General features: G+C 58.6%; 25 protein-coding genes. 11 read left to right on the top strand and 14 right to left on the bottom strand.

Annotated features, from left to right (window positions below; translation table 11 throughout):
- The 4 genes from EYC79_RS00530 (at position 1) to EYC79_RS23360 (ending at position 3,192) form a co-directional block, all read left to right on the top strand.
- The gene (locus tag EYC79_RS00530) at positions 1-1,788 is read left to right on the top strand and encodes a heme biosynthesis protein HemY (protein WP_130976860.1); all 1,788 of its coding nucleotides are present in this window, start codon (positions 1-3) and stop codon (positions 1,786-1,788) included.
- A gap of 27 nt (positions 1,789-1,815) precedes the next feature.
- The gene (locus EYC79_RS00535; protein WP_062424904.1) at positions 1,816-2,307 is read left to right on the top strand and encodes a tellurite resistance TerB family protein; all 492 of its coding nucleotides are present in this window, start codon (positions 1,816-1,818) and stop codon (positions 2,305-2,307) included.
- A gap of 259 nt (positions 2,308-2,566) precedes the next feature.
- On the top strand, positions 2,567-2,881 hold the full coding sequence (locus EYC79_RS23355) for a YggT family protein (protein WP_062444372.1): 315 nt from the start codon (positions 2,567-2,569) through the stop codon (positions 2,879-2,881).
- A gap of 17 nt (positions 2,882-2,898) precedes the next feature.
- Positions 2,899-3,192 (top strand): DUF167 family protein, encoded by a 294-nt coding sequence (locus EYC79_RS23360; RefSeq protein ID WP_205654275.1) that lies wholly within the window; start codon positions 2,899-2,901, stop codon positions 3,190-3,192.
- Between the two features lie 2 nt (positions 3,193-3,194).
- Here the strand turns inward: EYC79_RS23360 and ppa are convergent, their stop codons facing one another.
- From ppa to EYC79_RS00560, 4 genes are all read right to left on the bottom strand, one after another.
- Entirely contained in the window at positions 3,195-3,728 is a 534-nt protein-coding gene (ppa, locus tag EYC79_RS00545; protein ID WP_062424907.1) for an inorganic diphosphatase, read from the bottom strand.
- A 242-nt stretch (positions 3,729-3,970) separates the two neighbouring features.
- Complete coding sequence (locus tag EYC79_RS00550) at positions 3,971-4,477, bottom strand: GNAT family N-acetyltransferase (RefSeq protein WP_062597372.1); 507 nt, start codon at positions 4,475-4,477, stop codon at positions 3,971-3,973.
- Between the two features lie 212 nt (positions 4,478-4,689).
- The gene (typA, locus tag EYC79_RS00555; protein WP_062424909.1) at positions 4,690-6,510 is read right to left on the bottom strand and encodes a translational GTPase TypA; all 1,821 of its coding nucleotides are present in this window, start codon (positions 6,508-6,510) and stop codon (positions 4,690-4,692) included.
- A gap of 270 nt (positions 6,511-6,780) precedes the next feature.
- On the bottom strand, positions 6,781-8,847 hold the full coding sequence (locus EYC79_RS00560) for a M3 family metallopeptidase (RefSeq protein ID WP_130976861.1): 2,067 nt from the start codon (positions 8,845-8,847) through the stop codon (positions 6,781-6,783).
- Positions 8,848-9,089: 242 nt separating this feature from the next.
- On the opposite strand from EYC79_RS00560, the gene EYC79_RS00565 reads away from it, so the two are divergent.
- On the top strand, positions 9,090-9,557 hold the full coding sequence (locus tag EYC79_RS00565; protein ID WP_113267438.1) for a MarR family winged helix-turn-helix transcriptional regulator: 468 nt from the start codon (positions 9,090-9,092) through the stop codon (positions 9,555-9,557).
- A 63-nt stretch (positions 9,558-9,620) separates the two neighbouring features.
- Here EYC79_RS00565 and EYC79_RS00570 read toward each other — a convergent pair whose 3' ends face one another.
- Positions 9,621-10,844, bottom strand: coding sequence for an argininosuccinate synthase (locus tag EYC79_RS00570; RefSeq protein ID WP_062444382.1), 1,224 nt, complete (start codon positions 10,842-10,844; stop codon positions 9,621-9,623).
- A gap of 258 nt (positions 10,845-11,102) precedes the next feature.
- On the opposite strand from EYC79_RS00570, the gene EYC79_RS00575 reads away from it, so the two are divergent.
- Positions 11,103-11,957, top strand: coding sequence for an SDR family NAD(P)-dependent oxidoreductase (locus tag EYC79_RS00575; RefSeq protein WP_130976862.1), 855 nt, complete (start codon positions 11,103-11,105; stop codon positions 11,955-11,957).
- 182 nt (positions 11,958-12,139) lie between these two features.
- On the top strand, positions 12,140-12,787 hold the full coding sequence (locus tag EYC79_RS00585; protein ID WP_062444384.1) for a LysE family translocator: 648 nt from the start codon (positions 12,140-12,142) through the stop codon (positions 12,785-12,787).
- Between the two features lie 41 nt (positions 12,788-12,828).
- Here EYC79_RS00585 and EYC79_RS00590 read toward each other — a convergent pair whose 3' ends face one another.
- From EYC79_RS00590 to EYC79_RS00600, 3 genes are all read right to left on the bottom strand, one after another.
- A complete protein-coding gene (locus EYC79_RS00590) occupies positions 12,829-13,623 on the bottom strand; it encodes an ABC transporter ATP-binding protein (protein ID WP_062444386.1) in 795 nt (264 codons plus the stop codon).
- On the bottom strand, positions 13,620-14,501 hold the full coding sequence (locus tag EYC79_RS00595) for an ABC transporter permease (protein ID WP_062444666.1): 882 nt from the start codon (positions 14,499-14,501) through the stop codon (positions 13,620-13,622). The genes EYC79_RS00590 and EYC79_RS00595 overlap by 4 nt, the downstream gene beginning before the upstream one ends.
- A 207-nt stretch (positions 14,502-14,708) precedes the next feature.
- A complete protein-coding gene (locus EYC79_RS00600; protein WP_130976864.1) occupies positions 14,709-15,662 on the bottom strand; it encodes an ABC transporter substrate-binding protein in 954 nt (317 codons plus the stop codon).
- A 477-nt stretch (positions 15,663-16,139) separates the two neighbouring features.
- On the opposite strand from EYC79_RS00600, the gene EYC79_RS00605 reads away from it, so the two are divergent.
- Positions 16,140-17,222 carry a M48 family metalloprotease gene (locus EYC79_RS00605; RefSeq protein WP_130976865.1) on the top strand — a complete coding sequence of 361 codons (1,083 nt, stop codon included), beginning with the start codon at positions 16,140-16,142 and terminating at the stop codon, positions 17,220-17,222.
- Positions 17,223-17,352: 130 nt separating this feature from the next.
- Here the strand turns inward: EYC79_RS00605 and rlmN are convergent, their stop codons facing one another.
- From rlmN to EYC79_RS00635, 6 genes are all read right to left on the bottom strand, one after another.
- Entirely contained in the window at positions 17,353-18,525 is a 1,173-nt protein-coding gene (rlmN, locus tag EYC79_RS00610) for a dual-specificity RNA methyltransferase RlmN (protein WP_113178199.1), read from the bottom strand.
- Between the two features lie 267 nt (positions 18,526-18,792).
- Positions 18,793-19,296, bottom strand: coding sequence for an invasion associated locus B family protein (locus EYC79_RS00615; RefSeq protein WP_062424918.1), 504 nt, complete (start codon positions 19,294-19,296; stop codon positions 18,793-18,795).
- A gap of 359 nt (positions 19,297-19,655) precedes the next feature.
- Entirely contained in the window at positions 19,656-20,033 is a 378-nt protein-coding gene (locus tag EYC79_RS00620; protein ID WP_062424919.1) for a YkvA family protein, read from the bottom strand.
- 52 nt (positions 20,034-20,085) lie between these two features.
- Positions 20,086-20,391 carry a 4a-hydroxytetrahydrobiopterin dehydratase gene (locus tag EYC79_RS00625; protein WP_062424920.1) on the bottom strand — a complete coding sequence of 102 codons (306 nt, stop codon included), beginning with the start codon at positions 20,389-20,391 and terminating at the stop codon, positions 20,086-20,088.
- 147 nt (positions 20,392-20,538) lie between these two features.
- Entirely contained in the window at positions 20,539-21,132 is a 594-nt protein-coding gene (gene thpR, locus EYC79_RS00630) for an RNA 2',3'-cyclic phosphodiesterase (protein WP_130976866.1), read from the bottom strand.
- 68 nt (positions 21,133-21,200) lie between these two features.
- On the bottom strand, positions 21,201-21,851 hold the full coding sequence (locus EYC79_RS00635; RefSeq protein ID WP_130976867.1) for an arylesterase: 651 nt from the start codon (positions 21,849-21,851) through the stop codon (positions 21,201-21,203).
- A 67-nt stretch (positions 21,852-21,918) separates the two neighbouring features.
- Between EYC79_RS00635 and EYC79_RS00640 the strand changes: the two genes are divergently transcribed.
- The 3 genes from EYC79_RS00640 to EYC79_RS00650 all read left to right on the top strand — a co-directional run bounded on the left by EYC79_RS00640 (position 21,919) and on the right by EYC79_RS00650 (position 26,227).
- Positions 21,919-22,632: an ABC transporter ATP-binding protein gene (locus EYC79_RS00640; RefSeq protein ID WP_111848502.1), complete on the top strand. Its 714-nt coding sequence runs from the start codon at positions 21,919-21,921 to the stop codon at positions 22,630-22,632.
- The gene (locus EYC79_RS00645) at positions 22,629-25,178 is read left to right on the top strand and encodes an ABC transporter permease (RefSeq protein ID WP_130976868.1); all 2,550 of its coding nucleotides are present in this window, start codon (positions 22,629-22,631) and stop codon (positions 25,176-25,178) included. The genes EYC79_RS00640 and EYC79_RS00645 overlap by 4 nt, the downstream gene beginning before the upstream one ends.
- Before the next feature lie 266 nt (positions 25,179-25,444).
- On the top strand, positions 25,445-26,227 hold the full coding sequence (locus tag EYC79_RS00650) for a Bax inhibitor-1/YccA family protein (RefSeq protein WP_062597381.1): 783 nt from the start codon (positions 25,445-25,447) through the stop codon (positions 26,225-26,227).
- The last annotated feature ends 109 nt before the right edge of the window (positions 26,228-26,336 follow it).

Below are 26,336 nucleotides of genomic sequence, written 5' to 3' on the forward strand. Positions count from 1 at the left end.
ATGACCAGAATCGTTAGCTTCGTCGTCATCGTCCTTCTCATCGCCGTCGGCTTCGCCTGGCTGGCGGATCGTCCGGGCGTTCTGTCGCTGGAATGGCAGGGGCAGCTGATACAGATGAGCATGATGGTGGCGGCCTCCATGGTTGCCGCCCTCATTGCAGCCATTATGATCTTGTGGTGGATGATCAGCACGCTGTGGAACTCCCCACATGCCGCACGCCGCTACTTCCGCGCCCGCAAGCGCGACCGAGGCTATCAGGCACTGTCGACCGGCCTGATCGCTGCCGGTGCCGGCAATGCCCTGCTGGCCCGCAAGATGACCGCGAGAACACAGGGTCTGCTCAGCGCCGATCAGGAGCCCCTGATCCATCTGTTGGAAGCCCAGGCCGATCTGATCGAGGGCAAGTATGACGCCGCGCGCCGCAAATTCGAGGCTATGGCAAATGACCCGGAGACGCGTGAACTTGGTCTTCGCGGCCTCTATATCGAGGCACGCCGCCAAGGCGCGCATGAAGCGGCGTCGCAATATGCCGAGGATGCGGCGAAAAACGCGCCCTATCTGCCCTGGGCCGCGCAAGCGACGCTGGAAAGCAAATGCCGCAGTGGCGAGTGGGACGATGCGATCCGCCTGCTCGACCAGCAGAAGGCCGCCCACGTCATCGAGCGTGGCGAAGCCGAGCGCCTGAAGGCCGTGCTTCTGACCGCGAAGGCGGAAGAGAAGTTCGAGATCGACCCGAAGGGTGCGCGCGACGATGCAAAGTCCGCACTGAAACTGTCGAAGGCGCTCGTGCCGGCAGCACTCGTCGCCGCCAAGTCCTATCTCCGCGAAGACAATCTGCGCAAGGCGGCCGCCATTCTGGAACCCGTCTGGAAGGCCGAGCCGCATCCACAGATCGCCGAGCTTTATGTTCGCGCGCGCAGCGGCGATACGGCGATCGACAGGCTGAAGCGCGCCGAGCGGCTGGAGAGCCTGAAGCCAAACAATATCGAATCGCTCTTTGCCGTGGCGCAGGCAGCATTGGCCGCGCAGGATTTCGACAAGGCGAGAGCCAAGGCACAAGCCGCCGCCCGCATCGCCCCACGCGAAAGCGTCTTCCTGCTGCTGGCCGATATCGAAGAGGCCGAGACCGGCGATCAGGGCCGTGTGCGTCACTGGATGGCGCAGGCGCTGCGCGCGCCGCGCGACCCGGCCTGGGTGGCAGACGGCATCGTTTCGGAAAAATGGCATCCGGTCTCGCCGGTCTCCGGCCGTCTCGATGCCTTCGAATGGAAGGCGCCCTTCGGCCAGCTGGAGGGCCCGGTGGAAGATGTGAGCGTCGATAGCGCGCTCGCATCACTTCCCGACGTGGCGCAGCAGGAAATTCGTGAGCGCATCATCGAAATCCCGGTTCCAGTAAAAACAGAGCCGAAGCCACACGTCGAGCCGAAGGTTGAGCCCAAGGCCGAGACGAGGACCACGGTTCATCCCGTTGTCGAAACGCAAAAGCCCAAGGTCCAAGCGGGTGAACCAGCAAAGGTCACGCCCTCGGCGAAAGCGGAGGAAGTCGTTCCCTTCTTCGGCGGCGCGCCGGACGACCCTGGCGTGAAGAAAGCAGAGGGCGCCCCTCTGGCCGAACCCGCAAAGCCCGTGACCCCGGTGACCCAGACATCCAAGGCCGCTGCGCCAAAAACCACAGTGATCGAAAAAAGCGGGGAAGCGGTTCCTTTCTTCGGCGGTTTGCCGGATGATCCGGGTGTCAAGAAACCCTCTGTCCCCGCGGACGAAAAAAACCGCCTCAATCTGTTTTAAGGCAGCCTTTAACGCTCAAGGAGAGCCATGCTCGACCGTATCCAGACCTTCTTCCAAAGCCTGACGAGTGGCGACACGTCTCGCGATTTTCCGCCCGACGACCTGCGCGTTGCCATCGCCGCCCTTTGCTTTCAGGTGATGGAAGCGGACGGAACGGTGTCCAAGGTGGAGCGTGAGCGCCTGCGCGAATTGCTGCAGGAGCATTATGACCTCAGTTCCGGCAAGCTGGATGCGCTCATGGATGCGGGGCAGGAAGCCGGCAAGGAGGCGGTGGATTATTACCGCTTCACCACCGACATCCGCCGCCACCTGAACGAACAGGAACGCGTCGAACTCATCGGCATTCTCTGGGACATCGTCTACGCAGACGGCGAGCGCAACGAGATGGAAGACAATGTCATCTGGCGCATCGCCGAGCTTCTTGGCGTCTCCGTGCGCGACCGCGTGCTGCAGCGCCAGCAGGTGGCAAGCCACAAGCACCTTGAAGGTCATGATGAGGCCGACGCAGACGCGATCTAAGCCGCGTCGAGCGACGGTGTAGAGCAGTTTTGCGACCAAGACGCGCGGCAGGCTGGAGTGGCAAAGAGAAGGGAGCTGGCGTGAGAGATCCCGTCACGCTTTCGGTGCAGCAAAAGCGAAGGTTGGTCTTCGGCTTTTTACCCACCTTGGAAAGAGGCCGCTAAGACAACACACTTTCTAAACGCGCACTTCCGTGTGACGGTACTTGTCGGCTCATGTGGTAATGTCTAAATGTCTGCCAACAACATAGGAGACATTGATGGTAGGCATTATCGACGCGGTGATTACAATCATATTATTGGCGTTGCAAATCTACTGGTGGATCTTGATCGCCAGCGCCATTTTCTCATGGCTCTACGCATTCAATGTCATCAACTCCTCCAATCAGTTCGTAAACGCGATCGGCAACTTCCTGTATCAGGCTACCGAGCCGGTTCTGCGCCCCATCCGCCGGGTTCTTCCGAACATGGGTGGCATCGATCTTTCGCCGCTCGTGGTGCTGCTTGGCATTGTCTTCCTTCAGATGATCATCGCAAATCCGATCAGACCTTTCCTGATCTCGCTCTTCATTTGACGCTCCAGCCCTGGAAGATCGTCGCGCGGCAGATTGAGCTGAGAGTGAGGCTCACGCCCTCTGGTGGGCGTGATGCCATCGATGGCGTGGAGAAGGATGCCGAAGGGCTGCCCTATCTCAAGGCCCGCGTCACCGCCGTGCCGGAAGACGGCAAGGCAAACAAGGCGCTGATTGCGCTTCTGTCAAAGACGCTGAAGATCCCAAAGTCATCGATCAGTTTCGTGTCCGGCGAAACATCGCGCAAAAAAATCCTCCGGCTCGATGGCGAACCGGAGGATTTTTTAGGTAAGCTTGAAAAGGTGATTGGCTGAAATCAGCCCTGCGCCTTGTAGCGTTCGACGGCTTCGAGGATCAGCTTCTTGGCAACGTCGACATCCTGCCAGCCGCCCATCTTCACCCACTTGCCGGGCTCCAGATCCTTGTAGTGCTCGAAGAAGTGCTCGATCTGCTTCAGCGTGATGTCCGGCAGGTCGGTGTAGTTTTTGACCTTGTCGTAACGCTGCGTCAGTTTGGGAGCCGGAACCGCGAGGATTTTTTCGTCCTTGCCGCCATCGTCTTCCATGATCATCACGCCGATCGGGCGTACATTGATGACGCAGCCGGGTACCAGCGGGCGGGTATTGCAGATCAACACATCGATCGGGTCGCCATCTTCCGACAGCGTGTGCGGCACGAAGCCGTAATTGCCCGGATAGGTCATCGGCGTGTAGAGGAAGCGATCGACGATCAGTGCGCCAGCATCCTTGTCCATCTCGTACTTGATAGGATGGCCGCCGACCGGCACTTCAACGATCACATTGACGTCTTCAGGCGGGTTCTTGCCGACGGAGATTGCATCAATACGCATACTCTTTCCTTATTTCGGTGAGTTGAGATTGATCCTCGATACTGGGAAAGGCAGCGCTTTGCAACATCGCCCGCCGCAACCTTTGCGCTTTTGTCGAACCAAGAATGGGCTGAGCTTAAAGGATTGAGAGCGTTACAAGAAACGAGGGGCGAGAAGTCTTAACAGGTGCCCTGGCGGCGTCACGGGATCGGGCCAATCGTCATACTTGCGTCAACGCGCACATGACGCGGCTTGAAGAACAGTCAGCGCCAGGCGAAACCGATCTTGCGCAGCTGCTTGTCGGCGAAGTCTTCCATGCCTTCGGCAATATCCTTGCCGCCGTGAGAGCGGAAGAAGCGGCTGGCGACATCGCTGTCCTCGAGGCACCAGGCCACCACGCCATTGCAGCCGAGCGACTTCAACAGGCGGCGTCCTTCCTTGAAAAGGACGGTCCCAAGGCCGATGCCCTGATATTCCGGACGCAGATAAAGCTCGTAGATCTCGCCATCATAGGGAAGACCGCGGGCACGGTTGAGGCCAAGCGTCGTGTAACCGGCGACCACGCCCGCCACTTCGACCACCAGCAGCGTGGCGGAACCGCGGGCAGCACGGCGCCACCAGTCCTCGTCACGGCGATCGAGCATCTGCCAGAGCGGCTTGTGCGGAATAAGTCCCGCATAGGCCTGCTCCCAAGACAGCCGATGCGTCTCTGCAATAGCGGCAGCGTCTTCCGGTTCAGCCCGGCGCACATCGATGGATAACGTTTTCATAACGCGATTCTGGCCCCGGCCATGAAAACTTACCAGCCATAAAGGTTAACGGCGGGAAGCTTACCCACAGCCTAATCATGTGGACGATGGGGAAAAGATTAACGCTTTTTTTACCATTGAGACAAGCGGGCTTGATTCGCGCGGACAAAGAAAAACCCGGCTTGAGGCGTGCTCAAGCCGGGTTCTTGGAAACACGGTTAATAGCAGGGCGATCAGCCGGCCATCTTGGCCTTTTCGAAGCGCTTGCGATCGTTCGGATCGAGGTAGAGCTTGCGAAGGCGAAGCGACTTCGGCGTCACTTCCATCAGCTCGTCGTCCTGGATCCAGGACAGCGCGCGATCAAGCGTCATGCGGATCGGCGGCGTCAGCTTCACGGCTTCATCCTTGCCGGCGGCGCGGATGTTGGTGAGCTGCTTGCCCTTTAGCACGTTGACCTCGAGATCGTTGTCGCGGGTGTGAATGCCGATGATCATACCAGCATAAACCTTTTCGCCCGGCTCGATGATCATCGGGCCACGGTCTTCCAGGTTGAACATGGCGTAGGCGACAGCTTCGCCCGAACCGTTCGACAGCAGAACGCCGTTGACGCGACCTGCGATCTGACCCTTGAAGGGCTGATAATCGTGGAACAGGCGGTTCATGATGGCCGTACCGCGCGTGTCGGTCAGCAGTTCCGACTGGTAGCCGATCAGGCCACGGGTCGGCGCATAGAACTTCAGACGAACGCGGTTGCCACCGGAAGGACGAAGCTCGGCCATTTCAGCCTTGCGCTCGGACATCTTCTGAACGACGACACCGGAATGCTCTTCATCGACGTCGATGACGACTTCTTCGATCGGCTCCAGCAGGGTGCCGTTCTCATCCTTGTGCATCACGACGCGCGGACGCGACACGGCAAGCTCGAAGCCTTCGCGACGCATGGTTTCGATCAGAACCGCAAGCTGCAATTCGCCACGGCCGGACACGAAGAACGAGTCCTTGCCTTCTGCTTCTTCGATCTTCAGCGCAACGTTGCCTTCGGCTTCCTTGAGCAGACGGTCGCGAATGACGCGGCTCGTGACCTTGTCGCCTTCGGTGCCAGCCAGCGGGCTGTCATTGACGATGAAGGACATGGTGACGGTCGGCGGGTCGATCGGCTGCGCGGTCATGGCTTCGGTGACCGAAGGATCGCAGAACGTGTCGGCGACGGTGCCCTTGGAAAGGCCGGCGATAGCGACGATGTCGCCTGCATGGGCTTCTTCGATCGCGGTGCGCTCGATGCCACGGAAAGCGAGGATCTTCGAAATACGACCGGTTTCGATCGTCTTGCCATCCTGGCCCAGAACCTTGACGGCCTGGTTCGGCTTGATCGAGCCGGACGCGATACGGCCGGTGATGATACGGCCGAGGAAGTTGTTGGCCTCAAGGATCGTGCCGATCATGCGGAACGGACCTTCTTCGACCGTAGGCTCAGGCACGTGCTCAAGAACCAGATCGAGCAGCGGTGCAAGACCCTGATCCTTCGGACCTTCCGGGTTGACGTTCATCCAGCCATCACGACCGGAGCCGTACAGGATCGGGAAGTCCAGCTGCTCGTCCGTCGCGTCGAGATTGGCGAAAAGGTCGAAGACTTCGTTGATGACTTCTTCGTGGCGGCCATCCGGACGGTCGATCTTGTTGATCGCGACGATCGGGCGAAGACCGACCTTCAGCGCCTTGGAGACGACGAACTTCGTCTGCGGCATCGGGCCTTCGGAGCTGTCGACCAGAACGATCGCGCCGTCCACCATGGAGAGGATACGCTCGACTTCGCCACCGAAGTCGGCGTGGCCGGGGGTGTCGACGATGTTGATACGAACACCCTTCCACTCAACCGAGGTCGCCTTGGCGAGAATGGTGATGCCGCGTTCCTTTTCCAGATCGTTGCTATCCATAACACGCTCGGCAACGCGCTGGTTGTCGCGGAACGAACCAGACTGCTTCAGAAGCTCGTCAACAAGTGTCGTTTTTCCATGGTCAACGTGCGCGATGATCGCGATGTTGCGAAGGGCCATATGATTATATCTCTGAGGTTGGGGCGCTGATCGTATGGGATGCGCCAATTTAGTTTGGCGGGCTCATAACCTTTTTTTTGCAAATGCGAAAGGGGGGCCTGTGACATAAGCCCCTTGCGAAAACGCCGTATCAGAGATGTGTGACAGGTTTTTGCGCGCTTTCAAGGTTAAAGCGGGTGCGATCGTTCAGATTCGCTCTTCCCGCCTTCACCCTTTCTTTGACAGCATATCAGCGTCGCAGGACGGCTTCACGCTTCTGCGCGACATGTTTTACGCAGCGACCAGTCCGCGCTTCTTCAGCATGGCCTCCGGGCTCGGCATCTTGCCGCGGAAGGCCTTGTAGGTCACTTCCGGATCGATCGCGCCGCCAACGGAATAGACATTGTCGAGAAGCTTGCGCGCCGTTTCCGGATCGAAAGGATTGCCCGTCTCCTCGAAAGCCTCGAAGGCGTCGGCATCCAGCACTTCCGACCACATGTAGGAGTAGTAGCCGGCGGAATAGCCGTCACCGGAAAACACGTGCTGGAAGTGCGGCGTTGCGTGGCGCATGGTGATCGATTTCGGCATGTTGAGCGAATTCAGCACCTCTGCCTGCACCGCCATCGGATCCTCCACCGTGCCACGGGTGTGGAACGCCATATCGACCAGCGCCGAGGAGGTGAACTCCACCGTGTTGAAGCCGGCATTGAAGGTCTGGGCCGCAAGCACCTTGTCCAGCAGCGCCTTCGGCATGGGCTCGCCGGTCTCGTAATGCAGCGCATAGGTTTCGAGAATTTCCGGCACGGTCAGCCAGTGCTCGTAAAGCTGCGAGGGCAGTTCGACGAAGTCGCGCGAAACGCCGGTACCGGAAACGGACGGATAGGTGACGTTCGACATCATGCCATGGAGCGCGTGGCCGAACTCGTGAAACAGCGTGCGTGCATCATCCAGCGACAGCAGCGCTGGCTTGCCGGCGGATGGCTTTGCGAAGTTGCAGACATTGTAGATGATCGGCAGTTCACCGACCGTGCCGTTCTTCAGCGGCAGCTTGTGCTGCGACTGGAAGGAGCTCATCCATGCACCTGAGCGCTTGGAGGGCCGGGCAAAGTAGTCGCCGAGGAACATCGCCTTCAACTCGCCATTGGCGTCGCGAATTTCGAAAGTGCGCACATCCGGGTGATAGGCCTTAACGTCTTTCAGTTCGACGGCATGAATGCCGAAGAGGCGTGTCGCCACATCGAAGCAGGCCTCGATGATCTTTTCCAGCTGAAGATAGGGCTTCAGCTCGGTCTCAGAGAAGTTGAAGCGCTTTGCTCTGAGCTTCTCCGCATAATGGCGCCAGTCCCAAGGCATCACCTCATGGTTCTTGCCTTCGTCGGCAATGACCGTGGCAAGCTCGGCTTCCTCTTCGCCTGCGCGCGCCACGGCCTTTTCCCAGACCTGGGTCAAAAGACCGTTCACCGCATCCGGCGTCTTCGCCATCGTGTCGTCCAGCTTGTAGGCTGCGAAACTGTCATGGCCGAGCAGCTTTGCCTTTTCTTCGCGCAGCGCCAGTGTCTTCCTGACGATCTCGCGATTGTCGGTCTCGCCACCATTTTCGCCGCGCGCCACCCATGCCTTGAAGGCCTGCTCACGCAGATCGCGGCGCTCGGAAAAGGTGAGGAAGGGCTCGATGATGGAGCGCGACAGGGTCACTGCAAACTTGTCCTCCTCGCCGTGCTCCTTGGCGGCACCCGCCATGGCATCGCGCAGGAAGCCCGGAATGCCGGCAAGCTCTTCGTCCGAGGACAGCAGCAGCTTCCAGTTCTTTTCATCCGCAAGCACGTTCTGGCCGAAGTTTGCGCCAAGTCCCGCCAGCTCCTCGTTAATGGCGGCCAGACGCTCCTGCTCCGGCTTCGGCAGTTTCGCGCCGGCGCGCACGAAACCTTTCCAGTGGCGCTCAAGCACCCGCAGTTCCTCATGGGTCAGTCCAAGCGTCTCGCGCTTCTCCCACAGCGTATCGATGCGCTTGAACAGCGCCTCATTCATGCCGATGCGCGAATAGTGGCGCGACATTTTTGGCGCGATCTTACGCTCCAGCGCCTGGATTTTCGGGTTGGTATGGGCGCCCGCCTTGTTCCAGAACAGCGCGGAGACGCGCGACAACTCGTCACCAGCGATTTCGAGCGCAATCACCGTATTGGCGAAGCTCGGCGCTTCGCTGTTTTGGGCAATCGCATCGATCTCTGCATCATGGGCAGCAAGGGCCGCATCGAACGCACCGGCAAAATCCTCGTCCTTGACAGCATCGAAACGCGGCAGCCCGTTTTTCCCGTTCCAGTCGGTCAGAGCGGAATAATGCGCGGTCGTCGATGTCATGGTGATGTCCTCATGCAGATGTGATTGTCAGCCATATGGGCATGCTGACGGCAAGCTTTCAATATCACACCGCAAGAAGGGCAACGGCAACGGCCCTAAAATCGGCTTCGATTTCCGCAAAAGCACGATGCGTGGATGTCAAAGACATGAAGGGTGCGGAACACTTTCTTCTTCCATCCGATTGCATGGAAAGACAGAAGTTGTCACAACGTAGAATAGTTCTAGTGAAAAGCACCCATTTGATGACATCCAATCCCGAACGAGAACCGCTGGCCTTTCTGCTCAACAGCAGCGCCCGTTTTCTCAACAGCGTGTTCGAACGGCGTATTGCCAATGCAGGCCTTGGACTGACGCCCGGCGAGGCCCGCGCGCTGCTGACCGTTGCTGCCATCGACGGTGCCAAGCAGGCGGACATTGCCGCTCGCATCGGTCTCGAACCGATGACGGTCTGTACCTATCTCGACAAGCTGGAATCGCTCGCGCTTGTGGAGCGTCGCCCCAACCCGGACGACCGCCGGTCGAAGTGCATCTACTTGACGGAAAGCTCGACGCAGATGCTGAAATCGGTGCGCGAAGAGGTGGATGGTCTGATGGCGCAGGCAACGGAAGGTTTGGGCAGGGAAGACGTCGAACGCTTCCATGCGCTGCTCTCCGTATTGCAGAAGAACCTCCACACCGCGGCGATGGATAAGAACCGGACAGAAGGCTGAGCCGGGAGCAATAAAAAGCCCCGCGCAAAAACGGGGCTTTTCATCTTCACATCAAATGCAGAATTACTTACCGAGGTTACGCTTGGCGAGCGTACGCAGACGCAGCGCGTTGAGCTTGATGAAGCCGGCGGCATCCTTCTGGTCGTAGGCGCCCTGGTCGTCTTCGAAGGTGACGAGCTTGTCGGAATAGAGCGACTTGGCGCTCTCGCGACCGGTGACCATGACATTGCCCTTGTAGAGCTTCAGCGTCACTTCGCCTTCCACATGCTCCTGGCTCTTGTCGATCAGGGCCTGCAGCATTTCGCGCTCCGGCGAGAACCAGAAGCCGTAATAGATCAGCTCTGCGTAACGCGGCATCAGCTCATCCTTGAGGTGCGCGGCACCGCGGTCGAGCGTGATGGATTCGATGGCGCGGTGCGCTGCAAGCAGGATCGTGCCGCCAGGGGTTTCGTAGACGCCGCGGCTCTTCATGCCGACGAAGCGGTTTTCCACGAGGTCGAGACGGCCAATGCCATTGTCGCGGCCATAATCGTTGAGCGTCTGCAGAAGGGTCGCAGGCGACATTTCAACGCCGTTGATCGAGCAGGCATCGCCCTTGCGGAAACCAACCTTGATGACGGTTGCCTTGTCGGGTGCGGCTTCCGGGGAAATGGTGCGCATATGCACATATTCGGGAGCTTCCTGCGCCGGGTCTTCCAGAACCTTGCCCTCGGATGAGGAGTGCAGCAGGTTGGCGTCGACGGAGAACGGCGCTTCGCCCTTCTTGTCCTTTGCAACCGGGATCTGGTGCTGTTCGGCAAAGTTCAGAAGATCCGTACGGCTCTTGAAGGTCCAGTCGCGCCACGGTGCGATGATCTTGATATCGGGGTTCAGGGCGTAAGCGGAAAGCTCGAAACGCACCTGGTCATTACCCTTGCCGGTCGCACCATGGGCAATGGCGTCGGCACCGGTCTTCTTGGCAATCTCGATCAGATGCTTGGAAATCAGCGGGCGGGCAATCGACGTGCCGAGCAGATAGACGCCTTCATAGACGGCATTGGCGCGGAACATCGGGAAGACGAAATCACGAACGAATTCCTCGCGGACATCTTCGATGAAGATTTCCTTGATGCCGAGCATCTCGGCCTTCTTGCGCGCCGGCTCTAGTTCCTCGCCCTGGCCGAGATCGGCGGTGAAGGTGACGACTTCCGCGCCGAGTTCGGTCTGCAGCCACTTCAGGATGATCGAGGTATCGAGACCGCCGGAATAGGCGAGAACGACTTTCTTAACGTCTTTCGGGAGTGCCATTCGTGAAATCCATTTGCATAACCGGCGATCGCGTGAAGCCTCGCCTTTCCTTGAGATTGCGGCACTTTTAGCGAGTTTATCGGTACACGCAAGAGATAATGAAAATGGGCGCTGCCCGGGAACACATCGAGCGTCCGATGACTTGTCACGTGACTTGAGAGAGAAAAACGCTAGATTTCGAAGCGCCTTGAGAGGCGCTTGGTTACATGGGACGCCACCGCCGTTTGAAAAAAGACGGCCATGGAGAAGGAGAAACCAATGTCGACATTTCACCCCGCATTGCGACAGGACAATGTAGCCGTGGTCACCGGTGCCGCCTCCGGCATCGGGCTTGCCGCTGCACGCCAGTTTGCCCATCTCGGCATGAGCGTTGTGCTGGTCGATCTCGATGGCGAAAAACTGGGAGCCGCCGAAAGTCAGATCGCCGCAGAAGTGCCCGATGGCGCGGCGAATATCGCCGCCATCCCGACCGACGTCTCAAAGCTCGATGAGCTTGAGGCGCTGGAAAGAGCCGTCATCCAGCGTTTCGGCCGCGTGCATGTGCTGATGAACAATGCCGGCATCCAGCCGGGCAGCGCCCTTTTCGGCCCACAGGCCAACTGGGACAAGGTGATTGGCGTCAATCTGATGGGCGTCATCAACGGCACCCGCGTCTTCGGTGCGGGCATGCTCGCCCATGGAGAGCCGGGCCTTATCATCAATACCGGCTCCAAGCAGGGCATCACCACGCCGCCGGGCGATCCTGCCTATAACGTTGCGAAAGCGGGCGTGAAGGCGTTCACTGAAGCGCTGCAGCACGAGCTGCGCAATGCCGACAAGGGTGCGATCTCGGCGCATCTGCTCATCCCCGGCTTCGTCTTCACCGGTCTCACCGCAGGCGAGCGCACGGAAAAGCCCGACGGCGCCTGGACGCCGGAACAGACGGTCGATTTCATGCTGGAGAGTATCGGCAGGGGCGATTTCTACATTCTCTGCCCCGATAACGAGGTGGACAGAAGCACCGATGAGAAGCGCATTCTCTGGGCCGCCAACGACATCGTCCAGAACCGGCCCCCATTGTCACGCTGGCATAAAGATTATGCCGAGCACTTCAGGACGTTTCTGAACAGCTGACGCAACATGAAGAGGAATTGGCAGGCTCGTCAAACAGCGTTATGAGTAGGCACCTGAACCCTAAAGCGTGTCGCGATCTTTCAGATTCGCTCCTTCGCTTTAGGCCCTTGTTTTGTCGCATGTCGTTATCGCAAAACCGCTGCACACTTTTGCGCGACATGCTTTAGCCTTATGGTGCCTTCGTGGACTTCATACCGAGCCTGCCGACACTCATTGCCTTCACCATCGCCATTCTCATTCTGGCGGTGACGCCCGGCCCGGATATGACGCTGTGGATCAGCCGTTCGCTGCGCGAAGGCCGCAAGGCGGGCTTCATGACGCTGGTCGGTACCAATCTTGGAATTACCGTTCACACGCTTTTGGTCGCCTTCGGAGTTGCCGCGCTCATCGTCGCTTCGCCAACGGCCTTCATGATCTTGAAGACGGGGGGCGCTGCCTATCTCGTCTGGCTTGCAATACAGGCGATCCGCCACGGCTCCAACTTCGTCATGGAGCGCCCGAAAGAACAGAAGGCGGGCGCGTCGATGACGTCTGCTCTGGTCAACGGGCTTTGGGTTAACCTGCTCAACCCAAAGGTCATCATCTTCTTCATGACCTTCCTGCCGCAATTCGTCACAGCCTCCGACCCGCACGTGACCGGCAAGCTGATCTTCCTCGGTCTCTGGTCGATCATCGTCGCCCTGCCAATCGGCATCGGCATTGTCGTTGCCGCAGACTCGCTCTCCGACTGGCTGCAGCGCAATCGCAAGGTTCTTCGCGGCCTGGATTACACCATCGCCGGTGTCTTCTCGCTCTTCGCCGTGAAGATTTTCCTGACGCAGGCGAAGTAACAAGCGGATACGAAAAAGGCGCCTCAGCGGCGCCTTGTCTCTTAGCCGATCAGCAACTCGTCATCATCGATCGTCTGGCCGCGGATCTTGCGGAACATCTCGATCAGGTCTTCCACCTGCAGGCCCTTGCGGCTTTCACCCGACACATCGAGAACGACCTCGCCCGCATGCAGCATGATGGTGCGGTCGCCGTAATCCAGCGCCTGGCGCATGGAATGCGTCACCATCAGCGTGGTGAGCTTGCGCTCTTCCACCACCTTACGGGTCAGTTCCATGACGAACTCCGCCATGCCAGGGTCAAGCGCTGCGGTGTGCTCGTCAAGCAGCAGCACATCGGAACCTGCAAGCGTTGCCATGACCAGCGATACCGCCTGGCGCTGTCCGCCGGAGAGAAGATCCATGCGGTCCTTCAGACGGTTTTCGAGCCCGAGGCCAAGCGAGGCGATGCGATCCTGGAAGAAGGCACGCCGTCCGCCGCCGAGTGCCGGCAGAAGCCCGCGCACCTTGCCGCGTGCAGCCGCAAGCGCCAGATTTTCCTCGATGGTGAGCGCGCCGCAGCTTCCCGCCAGCGGATCCTGAAACACACGCGCCACCTGGCCCGCACGGCTAGCCGTCGGCTTGCGCGTCACGTCCACGCCACTGATCGTCACCTTGCCAGCGCTCGGCAGCACATCGCCCGCCAGGACGCCGAGAAGCGTGGACTTGCCGGCTCCGTTGGAGCCGATAACGGTGACGAACGAGCCGTTTTCGATAGTGAGATTGAGCTTGGAGAGCGCCTGCTTTTGCAGCGGCGTTCCCTTGCCGAAGATGACCTGAATATCGGAAAGCGAAATCATGATGCAGCTCCTCCACGGCGCAGGCGCGGCAGGATAAGGGCAACGGCCACCAGCGCGGCGGTGACGAAATTGAGGTCGGATGCCTTGAGACCGAGCGCATCGCTGGAGAGCGCCAGCTGGATGGCAAGACGATAGGCGATCGATCCAAAGACGCAGCCGATCAGGGCAATCAGAATGCCGCGCGAGCCGAACAGCGTTTCACCGATGATGACGGCGGCGAGACCGACGACGATGGTACCGACACCGGACGTGACATCCGCAAAGCCATTGGTCTGGGCAAAGAGCGCGCCACCAAGCGCGACAAGCGCGTTGGAAAGCGCCATGCCGAGATAGATCTGGTTGCCGGTCTTTACCCCTTGAGCGCGGGCCATGCGGGCATTCGCACCGGTCGCGCGCATGGCAAGTCCTGCATCGCTTTCCAGGAAGCGCCAGACGAGGATGACGGCAACGACCACCAGCAGGCCGACGAAGAGCGGCCGCACCAGATAGTCGGACATGCCAAGACCATAGAAGGGCTCGATGACCGTTTCCTGATTGAGCAGCGCGACATTCGGCTTGCCCATGACGCGCAGATTGACCGAGAACAGCGCAATCATCGTCAGGATCGAAGCCAGAAGATTGAGGATCTTGAAGCGGACATTCAAAAGCGCCGTGACCATACCCGCACCCGCACCGGCAATCATAGCAACGCCGGTTGCCAGCCAGGGGTTAAGACCGGCAATGATCAGCACCGCCGCCACGGCAGCGCCGAGCGGAAAGGAACCATCAACGGTCAGATCCGGAAAGTCGAGCACGCGAAAGGCGAGATAAACGCCGATAGCGACAAAGGCGAAGACCAGCCCCAGTTCGACGGCACCCCAGAAGGCGATTTGGCTCACGACAGAAGTCCTTGGATTTTTCGACCGGATGTTTCGCCGGGCCGATAGAGCAAGAATGCCGCTTGTCAGCGGCACCCTCGATTGGGAATGATGAAGGCCTAGACTTTCATTTCGTCATCGTCGGGCTTGACCCGACCATTCATGAGAGCATCAAGACCTGGATTCTCGGCTCTAGGCCGAGGATGACTTGAGACGAAAAGTTCGGTGTTACTCGATCACCTTCGTGGCGCGCTTCACAACGCTCTCAGGGAACGTGACGCCAACCTTTTCGGCGGCTTTCTTGTTGAGAACGAGGTCGGTGCCAACAGCTGTGGTTACTGGAATATCGCCGGGCTTCTCACCCTTCAGGATACGCACAACGACAGCGCCCGTCTGCTTGCCCACATCGAAATAGTTGAAGCCGAGCGCGGCAATGGCACCACGAGCAACCGAATCCGTATCAGCCGCAAAGAGCGGGATTTTCGCTTCAGCTGCAACACCTGCTGCCGCTTCGAAGGCGGAGACGATGGTGTTGTCGGTCGGGACGTAGATCACATCCGCCTTGCCGACCAGCGCGCGGGTCGCGCCCTGAACTTCGGAGGACTTGGTGGCGACGGATTCGACAACCGTGAGACCCGCCTTTGCCGCTGCTTCCTTCAACAGAGCGAGCGTCGAGACGGAGTTGGCCTCAGCCGAGTTATAGATGTAGCCGATCGTCTTGGCAGACGGCACGATTTCCTTGACCAGAGCCAGATGCTCATTGACCGGAAGTGCGTCGGAAAGACCGGTGACGTTGCGGCCGGGCTTTTCCATCGACTTGATGAGCTGCGCACCGACGGGATCGGAAACGGCTGTGAAGACGACTGGAATATCGCGCGTTGCGGCAACGACGGCCTGAGCCGACGGCGTGGAGATCGGCACGATGACATTCGGAGCGTCGCCAACGAACTGACGGGCGATCTGTGCGGCGGTACCTGGATTGCCCTGCGCGGACTGGTAGACGAACTTCAGGTTTTCGCCTTCCTTGTAGCCAGCCTCAGCAAGTGCGGCCTTCACGCCATCACGTGCGGCGTCGAGGGCTGGATGCTCGACAATGGCTGTGACAGCGACGGTCACGTCTTCTGCCTTGGCAGGCAGCACAAGAGCCGTGGCGGCGGCAAGCGCCAGAATAAGTGCGCGCATAGGGATATTCCTCCGATTGTTTTGCTTTTCCCGCCCTCTTTAAGAAAGGGTCAAGCCGAAATCAATCACGCGGGACAGATCGGAGTGATCAAATATTTGATTGGGTTGAGGGTAAGGTTCAATCGAAAGCCGCTGAGGTCCATAAGCCCGACGAAAAATAGATGGCAACTGCAGATCCTCTTCTCGCGAATGCCGTCTATACCACGCCAGCCCGATACCGCGCAGCCAAGCTCAAAGCCAACACCCGTCTGACGTAAGACAAAATTTCCGCGATCAAGATACAGACGTGTTCTCGCAATAAGTAATCAAGTCCAACGCAATCAGGACGCTTACGCCTCTGTCGGCATGCGCTATCCTGGAGAGATCACCAAAGTCACAGGAATAAGGGTCTTGAGACAGTGGCTGGGACATGTCGTCGGAATGTTCGAGCAGGTTGCCCTGCGCGATCGGTGGCGTCAGCCTTGAGTGAGACTTGATTTGGCAAAGATTATTCTGGCTGCCGGCCGCCGTTTCGGGCGATTTACTTTATTGTTTATGATCCTGCCGCTGGCGCTCATCATGAGCCTGTGGTTCTTTTTGTTAGATCAGCACGTCATTTGGTTTTTTGTTCTGATCGGCTTTGCCTTATGGACGGCAGACATCACGATCGCTTTGTTGAAGGGCGTATTCTTTGCAAATCTATCGACCAAAAAGGTCGATGGGATCAGTCGAGCCCAAGCCCCTGGACTGTGGTTCATGTGGGAAGCTGTTGCTGGAAAGGCCACAGCCAGGAAAACCGCGATTACATTGGGTGACGCGGTGAATGCCAGCATCAGGATGCATCGCACTCTGCTCGGATTTCGCCGCTATTACCAGCTGAAGGTCGGCATTCCTTTGCTGGCAGTCACAGATAAAGAAGCGATGTTCGCCATTCTTATCCACGAGAATGGCCACGTGCTGAACGAGGATGTGAATGGAAAGCTCCGTCTGGCAGAACTCGAAGAAAGCCTCAACATCGTCTTCGACTTCGCTCCACCGGATAAATCAATCACCGGACGCCTGCTCTTTGCCGTATGGAAAAGACTCTCACCGTCATTTGAGCGTGAGAAGATGCGTCTGTCTCGAGACGCCGAGATCAAAGCCGACCTCGAAGCGGCAAATGGTGGTCACGGCGAGGAGGCCGCTCGCGCCCTGCTTCTGGTCGATGCGTCCGCCATATTCCTGGAGCAAACATTTTATAAGTCGTTGCGACAACAACGTACGGATACCGTGCCACCTGTCATTTCGCCCACAAAACGCCTGTTAAACGCGGTGTCTATGCTCAATATGATCGAGCTGTTGAACATCTATGCGCAGCACGCATGGTCGATGGAGGTCGACGAGCTGTCCTCTCATCCCTCCTGCGCTCAACGTCTTTCAGCGCTGGGCTATCCCGAACGTTTTACCATAGAACCAGTGGCAACATCCGCACTTGCCCTCTTGGAAGACGGTTTTGCCAACCGAGTATTTGCTGAGCTGGATGAGTTATGGACAAACCCGGTGCCGAGCAAGCTGCAGTCGCAAGCGGAACACAGCGGATAATGTAAAAGCTGCCGGAGGCAGCGGGAGATGACCTGGATTCAAAGGTGACGTCAGAAAGAGTGTCGCCACAAGCCCCTTACCGGAAAGACTCAAGACTGAGGCTGTCCTCGGGGCGACGACAGCGTTCTCCTCAGTCGTCAGCCCCATGATTGGCAATCATCATCGCTTCAAACGCCAGGCGCTCGGTCTTGCGCATGCGTTCGGATTCCGACTTCAGCTGGCCGCAGGCTGCCAGAATATCGCGCCCACGCGGCGTGCGGATCGGTGAGGCGTAGCCGGCCTGATTGATAAAGTCGGCAAACTTCTCGATCTGCGCCCAGTCCGAGCACTGATAGTTGGTGCCAGGCCATGGGTTGAAGGGGATGAGATTGATCTTGGCCGGAACGCCCTTGAGAAGCTGGGTCAGCATCTTGGCATCTTCCAGGCTGTCATTGACGTCCTTCAGCATCACATATTCGAAGGTGATGCGGCGCGCATTCGAGAGACCCGGATAGTTGCGGCAGGCGTCGATCAGCTCCTTCAGCGGATACTTCTTGTTGATCGGCACCAGCATGTCGCGCAGCTCGTCGCGCACGGCATGCAGGGAGATCGCCAGCATCACACCGATTTCGTCGCCGGTGCGGAAGATTTCCGGCACGACACCGGAGGTGGAGAGCGTGACGCGGCGCTTGGAGAGCGACAGACCATCGCCATCGGTTGCGATCAGGAGTGCGGTCTTCACATGCTCGAAATTATAGAGCGGCTCGCCCATACCCATCATCACGATGTTGGACACCTTGCGGCCTTCGCTCGGCACATAGGCGCCGACCGGCGTCGAGCCATCCGGGAAATCACCCAGACGATCGCGGGCGAGCAGAAGCTGCGAGAGAATTTCTTCCGCCGTCAGGTTGCGCACCAGCCGCTGTGTGCCGGTGTGGCAGAAGGAACAGGTGAGCGAACAGCCAACCTGGCTGGAGATGCAAAGCGTCCCGCGGCCTTCTTCAGGAATGTAAACGGTCTCGATTTCCACCGGGCGACCGGCACCACGCGGGGGGAAGCGCATCAGCCACTTGCGCGTGCCGTCATTGGAGATCTGCTCTTCGACGATTTCCGGCCGCGCGATGGTGAACTTCGCCTTCAGCGTCTCGCGAAGCTCCTTGGCGACATTGGTCATGTTGTCGAAATCGGAGACGCCGCGCACATAGAGCCAGTTCCACAACTGGCTGACGCGCATCTTGACCTGCTTTTGCGGCACGCCGATGTCCATCAGCGCATCCGCCATCTCTTCGCGCGTCATGCCGATCAAAGACGGCTTGTCCGACATGAGGTCGCTGTTGGCGACCAGAGGCGCCTTGACTGCAAGACCGGGTGTAGCTTCCAAAGTGGACATCGTCCTATCCCATCATCCAATGCACGAGCGAAACCGACCAGTCGAAACGGCGGAACGTCATCTGCATGTCGAGAAAATCCAAAAGCGCGGCGATCACCTGGTGTCGCCAGCATTCGTGTTGGCGCGCATCTAGCATCAAACCGGCAAAAACGCAAATGGCCGGTCAAGGACCGGCCATCAGACTCTAATTTTTAAAACTGCTTACTTGCAGCTTTCGATCTGCTTGAGAGCAGCCGAGATGCCAGACAGCGAGTAGGAATAGGAGGTTGCCGTGCCGCGACCGGAGGTCGCCTTGACGGTCATGCTCTTGCCAACCTTCATAGCCGCAACGAGTGCCGGCTCTTCAGCGGCATTTTCGACCCAGGCCGCCTTGTCCTTGGTGAACATCACGAAGTTCTTGGCATCGATCGTCACATTGACCTTGGAGCCTTCCTTCAAAGGATAGCCCACCATGGCCTGCGGCTCATAGGAAATGTTCTGGCCGGGACGCTGCGACACGATGAAGAAGATATCGCCATGGTCGACACTTGCCGGCTCCTTGGCGGTTGGAACGGAAAGAACATAGCAAACGGTGCTTTTACCCGATTTGTACGAATAGGCACCCCAAGCGTTGAACTGCTGGATGCGCGTGGGCGACTGTGCAGAGGCAATGCTGACGCTGGTCAGCAAAATGGCGGCTGCGGTTGCTACACTTCTTACAAACATTGAAATTCCTGCCGGGTTTATTGTCTTCCAGTTGCCCGAACGGCTAGGCCGGGCCGGTGCGAGGTGAAGGCCGTCATCTTCATTTTGGCTAAGGAACGGTTACCAAACCGTCAACGCCATCATTAAAAGGTGAGAATTGTATCGCGGTGTTACAGTTCGGATACTCCCCGCGCCCCAAGAAACATGCTGCGCCAAGGCTGAAAACGCCTTGACAGAAATGCATGCGTCAGAGGTCCTCAACGCATGTAAAACACGCTTCGAGCGACGCGAGTCAGCGCCACGCAAAAGGTATGACACGGCAATTCAGGCAAGAATTTGTCGGGATTTGGAACCGCGTCTAACGGCGCATCACAGAGCCGTTATTCCTCGCGCATCTTTTCCAGCGCAAGATCAGCGGCGTCGTAATGCTCCATCTTGATATGCGCACGGATCATCGCAAGGGCAGCGGTCAAAACCGCAATATCATCGGTAAAGCCGATAACCGCCAGAACATCCGGCACCACGTCGATCGGCATGATGAAATACCCAAGCGCGGCAAGCAGAATACCCTTGGCCCGAAGCGGCGTGGAGGGATCGACAGCGCAATAATAGGCCGCAGCTGCGTCGCGGGCAAAAGGTACCTTGCTAACGACCCGCTTCATCTTCGGCCAGAACTTGGATCGAACAGTCTCCTCGCGTTCCTTCTGCGTGTCGGGATCGCCGGGAAGCAGGATTTCACCGATCTTGACGTCATCCATGGTCGTAGTTCCTTTGGTCATGACGAATAATATAGGCGATGAAGACCGCTGTTCAATTGCCGCGCCCGGCAGCCGCCTTCTCCATGGCCTTTGCCAGCAGAATATCGCGCTCGGTGATACCCTGGGAATCATGCGTGGTGAGACAGATCTTCACCCGCGAATAGACGTTGGACCATTCCGGATGGTGATTGAGCTTTTCTGCCGCGAGCGCGCATTCAGCCATGAAACCGAAGGCTTCGGCGAAACTGGCAAATTTGTAGGCCTTGACGATTGCCAGGCCGTCTTCGCGCAAAGACCAGCCATCCAGCGTCTCAAGCGCCGTGCGCACGGCGTCCGCTTCAAGTTTCGCATAGGTCATGATGGTCCCTTCCCCTGATAGACTGTTCTATGCAACTGAACGGACGGGCATGCGCTTTGGTTCACCTTTGACCGTCAGATCAACCGCGCAAATGAATGCTCGGCCGGGGCGCTCGCCCAGCCGATGCTATGATCAGGTATCATGGAGTTAGAACAGGCTCTTCTCCGGAAGCAGTCCAGCGTCGGCATAGACGCCAGCTGAACGGCTTTCATAGAGCGGGAAGGCCTCTTCGACGATGTAAGGCCCGCCGCCGACCGATTCCTTCGAAGACATCAGCACGAAGCGCCCGACGGTGAAGGGCGAGGTTCGGAAATCCCCGCGGCCTGAAAGATAATGGACCACATCGTCGAGCCTGGAATTGCGAAGCCGCGCCAGCGTCACATGCGGCGTGAACTTTCGCGGATCCGGCGGCAACCCGAGACGCTGGCAGATGCGCTCGATTTCTGCCTGGAGAGCGACCATTTCCGGAGAGGGAGAAACCCCGGCCCAGAGGGAGTGCGGCTTCTTCGATCCGAAGGAGCCCATGCCCGTCAGGTTGATCTGAAACTCCTCGCGATCGATACGATCCAGCCGGTCGACCACTTCGTCAGCGGTGCGTCCGTCTATATCGCCGATAAAGCGCAAGGTGATGTGATAATTCTCCACGTCAATCCACCGGACTCCCGGTAGACCACCGCGCAACAATGAAAGGCTCATCGCCGCATTGCGCGGAATTTCGAGGGCGGTAAACAGTCTCGGCATGGCGAGCTCCCCGAATCTCTTGGCAGAACAAGGACAGCGAATCATGCAAAGCTTCGCTGCGCAAGTGCTTATTTTTTTTGCTCACGGATAGTCTTAACAAAGGCCTCGACGGCGGGCAGAGACTTCTCCACCATCACTGCAACGCCCTTGGCATTGGGATGCATTCTGTCTTCCAGCTGCAGGCTTTGATCGAGCACGACACCGTCCAGAAAGAACGGGTAGAGCGGGATCTGATACTTCTGCGCCAGCCGTTCATAGATAGGGTTGAACGCCTTGCCGTAGTCGCCGCCCATGTTTGGCGGCACGATGATGCCCATCATGAGAACCGGGATATTGCGCTTCTGAAACCCTTCGATGATGGCCGCCAAGTTCTTCTCGGTATCGGCAGGCGGAATGCCCCGCAGCGCATCGTTGGCGCCAAGCTCCAGGATCACGCCATCGGTCCCATCCGGCACCGACCATTCGGCGCGCGCAAGGCCGGCAGAACTCGTGTCACCCGAAACGCCCGCATTGGTCACGACCGCATTGACGCCCTTGGCTTTCAGCGCGGCTTCGAGCTGGGCGGCGTAGCTTTCGTTCGGCGCAAGCTGATAACCGGCCATCAGGCTGTCGCCGAAGCCCACGATCTGCAAAGGCTTATCTTGAGCCCAAGCGACTGAAGAGGAAAGAAACGCTCCGAGGATGACGACGAAGTGAGCGGCAACGGCTTTAAAATTCATTCCAGCCTTCCTAATTGGTGAAGCCAGCGAGGCTTCTGCACTCTTGATCATATAGGAACGCAAAAACGTGGCGAAAAGCACCATCGAGCTGAAGAAAGCGGATCTCACCCTTGGCAGCGCCGCCGCCTCCGTCCACGTTTTGAAGAGCATCGATCTCACCATTGAAGAGGGCGAAGCCGTCGGTATTGTCGGGCCTTCCGGCTCCGGCAAGTCCACGCTGCTGATGGTTCTGGCAGGCCTCGAAAGGCTCGATAGCGGCGAGATCACAATTGCGGGAACGCATCTCCATACGCTTGGCGAAGACGCGCTGGCGGATTTTCGTGGCAAGAATATCGGGATCGTCTTCCAGTCCTTTCACCTGATCGCCAATATGACCGCGCTCGAGAATGTCGCCGTTCCTCTTGAACTTGCCAATGTGCCGAATGCCTTTGACATGGCGACGCGAGAACTGACTGCCGTCGGCCTCGGCCAGCGCCTCAACCATTATCCCGGCCAATTGTCCGGCGGCGAACAGCAGCGCGTGGCGATTGCCAGAGCGCTTGCCCCCTCGCCTGCCGTGCTGATCGCCGACGAACCAACGGGCAATCTCGATACCGATACCGGCAAGCAGATCGCCGATCTGCTGTTTTCGAAGCAGGCCGAGCGTGGCATGACGATGATCCTCGTGACCCACGATCCGTCGCTTGCCGCCCGCTGCACCCGTCAGATCAAGGTTCGTTCCGGCCAGATCGAAGGCGAGAGTGCCGGCTCCACAGCCGCCAGACAGGCGGCAAGCGCATGATGCCGTCTGCCGCCAACATTCGAAATGCGCTGAGATTGGCACGCCGGGAGATCCGCGGCGGGTTCGGTGGCTTCTACATCTTCCTCGCCTGTATCGCGCTTGGCACCGGTGCTATCGCAGCCGTCAACTCGGTCTCGCGCGCAGTCACCAGCGCTATCGCCGACGAAGGCCAGTCGATCCTGGCTGGCGACGTGCGTTTCGAACTCAGAAACCGCGAGGCGAGTGCTGAAGAGCGCGCTTATATCGATAGTCTCGGTGATGTCGCCGTCTCGGACGGGCTGCGCTCCATGGCGCGACTGGAAGACGGCTCACAGCAGAGCCTGGCCGAGGTCAAAGCCGTCGATGGCGCCTATCCGCTCTATGGCGATTTCGTCGCCGAGCCGGCGCAACCCCTTCCCGCGCTTTTGGCCAAACAAGGAGAGAGCTTCGGCGCGGTCGCGGCCCCCATGCTGCTTGAGCGTCTCGGCATCAAGGTCGGCGACGAACTGCTTCTTGGCAATGCAAGGCTGAAACTGACAGGGACCATCGTCACCGAGCCGGACACGCTGTCTGACGGTTTCGGCTTCGCGCCCCGCCTGCTCATCAGCCGCGATGCGCTTATCGCCTCCGGCCTGATCCAGACGGGGAGCCTTGTCGAGCATGCCTACAAGGTTCGCCTGACCGACCCGTCGCAACGCGCGACGATCATCGAAACGACCAACAAGCAGTTTCCGAACGCCGGCTGGTCCATTCGCACCAGCGATCGGGCGGCACCGCAACTCACCGAAAACGTCAATCGCTTCTCCCAATTCCTGACGCTGGTCGGTCTCACTGCGCTGATCGTCGGCGGCGTTGGTGTCGCCAATGCGGTACGCGCCTTTCTCGATTCCAAGCGCACCACGATTGCCTCGCTGAAATGCCTTGGCGCACCGGCAAGCGTGGTGACGATGACCTATCTGTTCCAGATCGGTTTCATTGCCTGCGTCGGCATTCTGATCGGATTGTTGTTCGGTGCCATAGCACCGCTGATTGCCATGCGCTTTCTCGACGGCGTTCTGCCGGTCCCGAAGGAACTTGCCTTCTACCCTTCGGCGCTCTGGCTTGCCGCCGTCTTCGGCATGTTGACCACACTTGCCTTCGCCATTGTACCGCTCGGTCAGGCACGCGAAGTGCCGGCAACCGCACTCTTCCGCGAACAGGGCTTCGATGAAGGAAAGCTTCCCTCCTGGCCGTATCTGGCTGCGACGGCAATCCTTCTCGCAGCGCTTGCGAGCCTTGCGATTTTCACGGCGGATGATCGATTCATCGCCTCGGTCTTTCTCGGTGCGATCGCCTTCGCCTTCGTCGTATTGAGGCTTGTCGCCTGGGGCATCCGCGCCCTGGCGCGACGCAGTCCACGCGTCCACTCCGCAGCCCTTCGGCTCGCCATCGGCAATATCCACCGCCCCGGCGCGCTAACGCCTTCCGTTGTGCTGTCGCTTGGTCTTGGCCTTACGCTCCTGGTGACTTTGACACTGATCGACGGCAATCTGCGGCGGGAGTTGACGTCGACGCTGCCGGAGAAAGCCCCGAACTTCTTCTTTGTCGACATTCAGGGAAGCGAGCGCGATGGCTTCCGCGATCTCGTCAAGCGCGAAGCGCCGGAAGGCACGCTGACAGAAGTTCCGATGCTGCGCGGCCGTATCCTGGCGCTGAACGGTCAGGACGTCACCAAGATCGAAGTGCCGCCATCCGGCCGTTGGGTTCTGCGCGGTGATCGCGGCATTACCTATTCGGAAGATCTGCCGGAAAATGCCAAGCTCACGCAAGGCACGTGGTGGGGCAAGGATTATAGCGGCGAGCCGCTGGTTTCCTTTGCCGCCGAAGAGGCGGGAGAACTTGGCCTGAAAATCGGCGATACGGTCACCGTCAATGTCCTTGGCCGCAGCATCACCGCCAAGATCGCCAATCTGCGCGATGTGCAGTGGCAGTCCATGTCGATCAATTTCGTCATGGTCTTTTCGCCCAACACTTTCCGGGGCGCGCCGCATGCATGGCTGGCAACGCTGGCAGACCCGTCGGCGACACCCGCCAAGGAAGGCGAGATCCTGCGTAGCATCACCAACGCCTATCCGACGATCACCACGGTGCGCGTCAAGGATGCGCTCGATATCGTCGACCGGCTGGTCGGTCAGCTCGCAACCGCGATTCGTGCGGCGGCAGCCGTTGCGCTGATCGCCTCCGTGCTGGTGCTGGCAGGCGCCCTGGCGGCGGGGAACCGCGCGCGCACCCGCGATGCCGTGATCCTGAAAACACTTGGAGGAACGCGTTCCATGCTGATCCGCGCCTTCTCCTATGAATACATGATCCTCGGCGTAGCGACCGCCACCTTCGCCCTTCTGGCGGGCGGTGTCTCCGCATGGTTCGTGATTGCCCGCATCATGAAGTTGCCCTCCAGCTTCCTGCCCGATGTGGCAATCGGCACGCTTGTCGTTTCGCTGGTGATGACGGTGGGCATAGGGCTGATCGGCACGTGGCGCATCCTCGGCCAGAAGGCTGCACCGGTGCTGCGCCAGGCTGGCGAGTAAGCCGCTGGATGCAAGCGAAAATCTAAAAAACGGAAAAGTTGTGCGCGATTTAACTTTTACGATTAATTCTTGGTAATGATGTCAAAAACGTTATCGCTTTTCGCGCATACGGTGTTTTTTCGCTATTTTTGGCACTTGTAACGGCTGCGCCATCGCCTCATATTCTCTAGTAGGCTTGCTGTAGCTCCGCAGCGGCGCCTGGGATAGTATCCACATAACGGTCTTATCCCGACACCGTAGCAACTTCGGAGCTAAAAGAGGAAACAATGGCTGACTTTAACAACTACCAGAACCGTATGGCCCAGGGCCGTGCTCAGTCTGGTGCGATGATCGACCAAGGTCTTCGCTCCTACATGGTGAAGGTTTACAACCTTATGGCGCTCGCGCTGGTGATTACCGGTGTTGCTGCCTTCGGTTTTGCTAGCCTCGCTGTAACGACAGATCCTGCGGCTGCTGTCGCGACGCTCAGTAACGGCACGATGCTGACCCAGCTGGGTGCTGCGGTTTATGCGTCCCCTCTACGCTGGGTCGTCATGCTGGCACCGCTAGCCCTCGTCTTCTTCCTGAGCTTCCGCGTTCATAAGATGAGCGTTTCTGCTGCTCAAGCGACTTTCTGGGTCTACGCTGCCCTGGTTGGACTATCGATTTCGTCGATTTTCGTGGCCTACACCGCAGCTAGCGTCGTCCAGACGTTCTTCATCACCGCTGCTTCTTTCGGCGCGCTGTCGCTCTACGGCTACACGACCAAGAAGGACCTGTCCGCCATGGGCTCCTTCCTGATCATGGGTCTGTTCGGCCTAATCATCGCGTCGGTCGTTAACATTTGGTTGGAGTCCAGCGCTGTTAGCTTTGCAGTCTCTGCAATCGGCGTTCTGATCTTTGCAGGTCTGACCGCCTACGACACGCAGAAGATCAAGGAAATGTACTTCGAAGGTGATGACGTTCTCGTGGCCGGTCGTAAGGCGATCATGGGTGCGCTGACGCTCTACCTCGACTTCCTGAACCTGTTCATGTTCCTGCTTCAGTTCCTGGGCAACCGGAACAACTAAGGATCGCAATAGCGCTCAAACAGAAAGGCGGCCACTGGCCGCCTCAGACCGTTGACAAACCCGTCGATTTTTTTGGCGGGTTTTTCTGTTTTAGGATGATGCTGTTTGG

The sequence above is a fragment of the Agrobacterium cavarae genome (genome assembly GCF_004310285.1).
In the GTDB taxonomy this organism is placed as follows: domain Bacteria; phylum Pseudomonadota; class Alphaproteobacteria; order Rhizobiales; family Rhizobiaceae; genus Agrobacterium; species Agrobacterium cavarae.

Bases quoted from the DNA above. Each gene is read 5' to 3' on its own strand.
- EYC79_RS00530 (WP_130976860.1), top strand. From the start codon at position 1: ATGACCAGAATCGTTAGCTTCGTCGTCATCGTCCTTCTCATCGCCGTC.
- EYC79_RS00535 (WP_062424904.1), top strand. From the start codon at position 1,816: ATGCTCGACCGTATCCAGACCTTCTTCCAAAGCCTGACGAGTGGCGAC.
- EYC79_RS23355 (WP_062444372.1), top strand. From the start codon at position 2,567: ATGGTAGGCATTATCGACGCGGTGATTACAATCATATTATTGGCGTTG.
- ppa (WP_062424907.1), bottom strand. From the start codon at position 3,728: ATGCGTATTGATGCAATCTCCGTCGGCAAGAACCCGCCTGAAGACGTC.
- EYC79_RS00550 (WP_062597372.1), bottom strand. From the start codon at position 4,477: ATGAAAACGTTATCCATCGATGTGCGCCGGGCTGAACCGGAAGACGCT.
- typA (WP_062424909.1), bottom strand. From the start codon at position 6,510: ATGGCCCTTCGCAACATCGCGATCATCGCGCACGTTGACCATGGAAAA.
- EYC79_RS00560 (WP_130976861.1), bottom strand. From the start codon at position 8,847: ATGACATCGACGACCGCGCATTATTCCGCTCTGACCGACTGGAACGGG.
- EYC79_RS00565 (WP_113267438.1), top strand. From the start codon at position 9,090: ATGACATCCAATCCCGAACGAGAACCGCTGGCCTTTCTGCTCAACAGC.
- EYC79_RS00570 (WP_062444382.1), bottom strand. From the start codon at position 10,844: ATGGCACTCCCGAAAGACGTTAAGAAAGTCGTTCTCGCCTATTCCGGC.
- EYC79_RS00575 (WP_130976862.1), top strand. From the start codon at position 11,103: ATGTCGACATTTCACCCCGCATTGCGACAGGACAATGTAGCCGTGGTC.
- EYC79_RS00590 (WP_062444386.1), bottom strand. From the start codon at position 13,623: ATGATTTCGCTTTCCGATATTCAGGTCATCTTCGGCAAGGGAACGCCG.
- EYC79_RS00600 (WP_130976864.1), bottom strand. From the start codon at position 15,662: ATGCGCGCACTTATTCTGGCGCTTGCCGCCGCCACGGCTCTTGTGCTG.
- rlmN (WP_113178199.1), bottom strand. From the start codon at position 18,525: ATGTCGGACAAGCCGTCTTTGATCGGCATGACGCGCGAAGAGATGGCG.
- EYC79_RS00615 (WP_062424918.1), bottom strand. From the start codon at position 19,296: ATGTTTGTAAGAAGTGTAGCAACCGCAGCCGCCATTTTGCTGACCAGC.
- EYC79_RS00620 (WP_062424919.1), bottom strand. From the start codon at position 20,033: ATGGATGACGTCAAGATCGGTGAAATCCTGCTTCCCGGCGATCCCGAC.
- EYC79_RS00625 (WP_062424920.1), bottom strand. From the start codon at position 20,391: ATGACCTATGCGAAACTTGAAGCGGACGCCGTGCGCACGGCGCTTGAG.
- thpR (WP_130976866.1), bottom strand. From the start codon at position 21,132: ATGCCGAGACTGTTTACCGCCCTCGAAATTCCGCGCAATGCGGCGATG.
- EYC79_RS00635 (WP_130976867.1), bottom strand. From the start codon at position 21,851: ATGAATTTTAAAGCCGTTGCCGCTCACTTCGTCGTCATCCTCGGAGCG.
- EYC79_RS00645 (WP_130976868.1), top strand. From the start codon at position 22,629: ATGATGCCGTCTGCCGCCAACATTCGAAATGCGCTGAGATTGGCACGC.
- EYC79_RS00650 (WP_062597381.1), top strand. From the start codon at position 25,445: ATGGCTGACTTTAACAACTACCAGAACCGTATGGCCCAGGGCCGTGCT.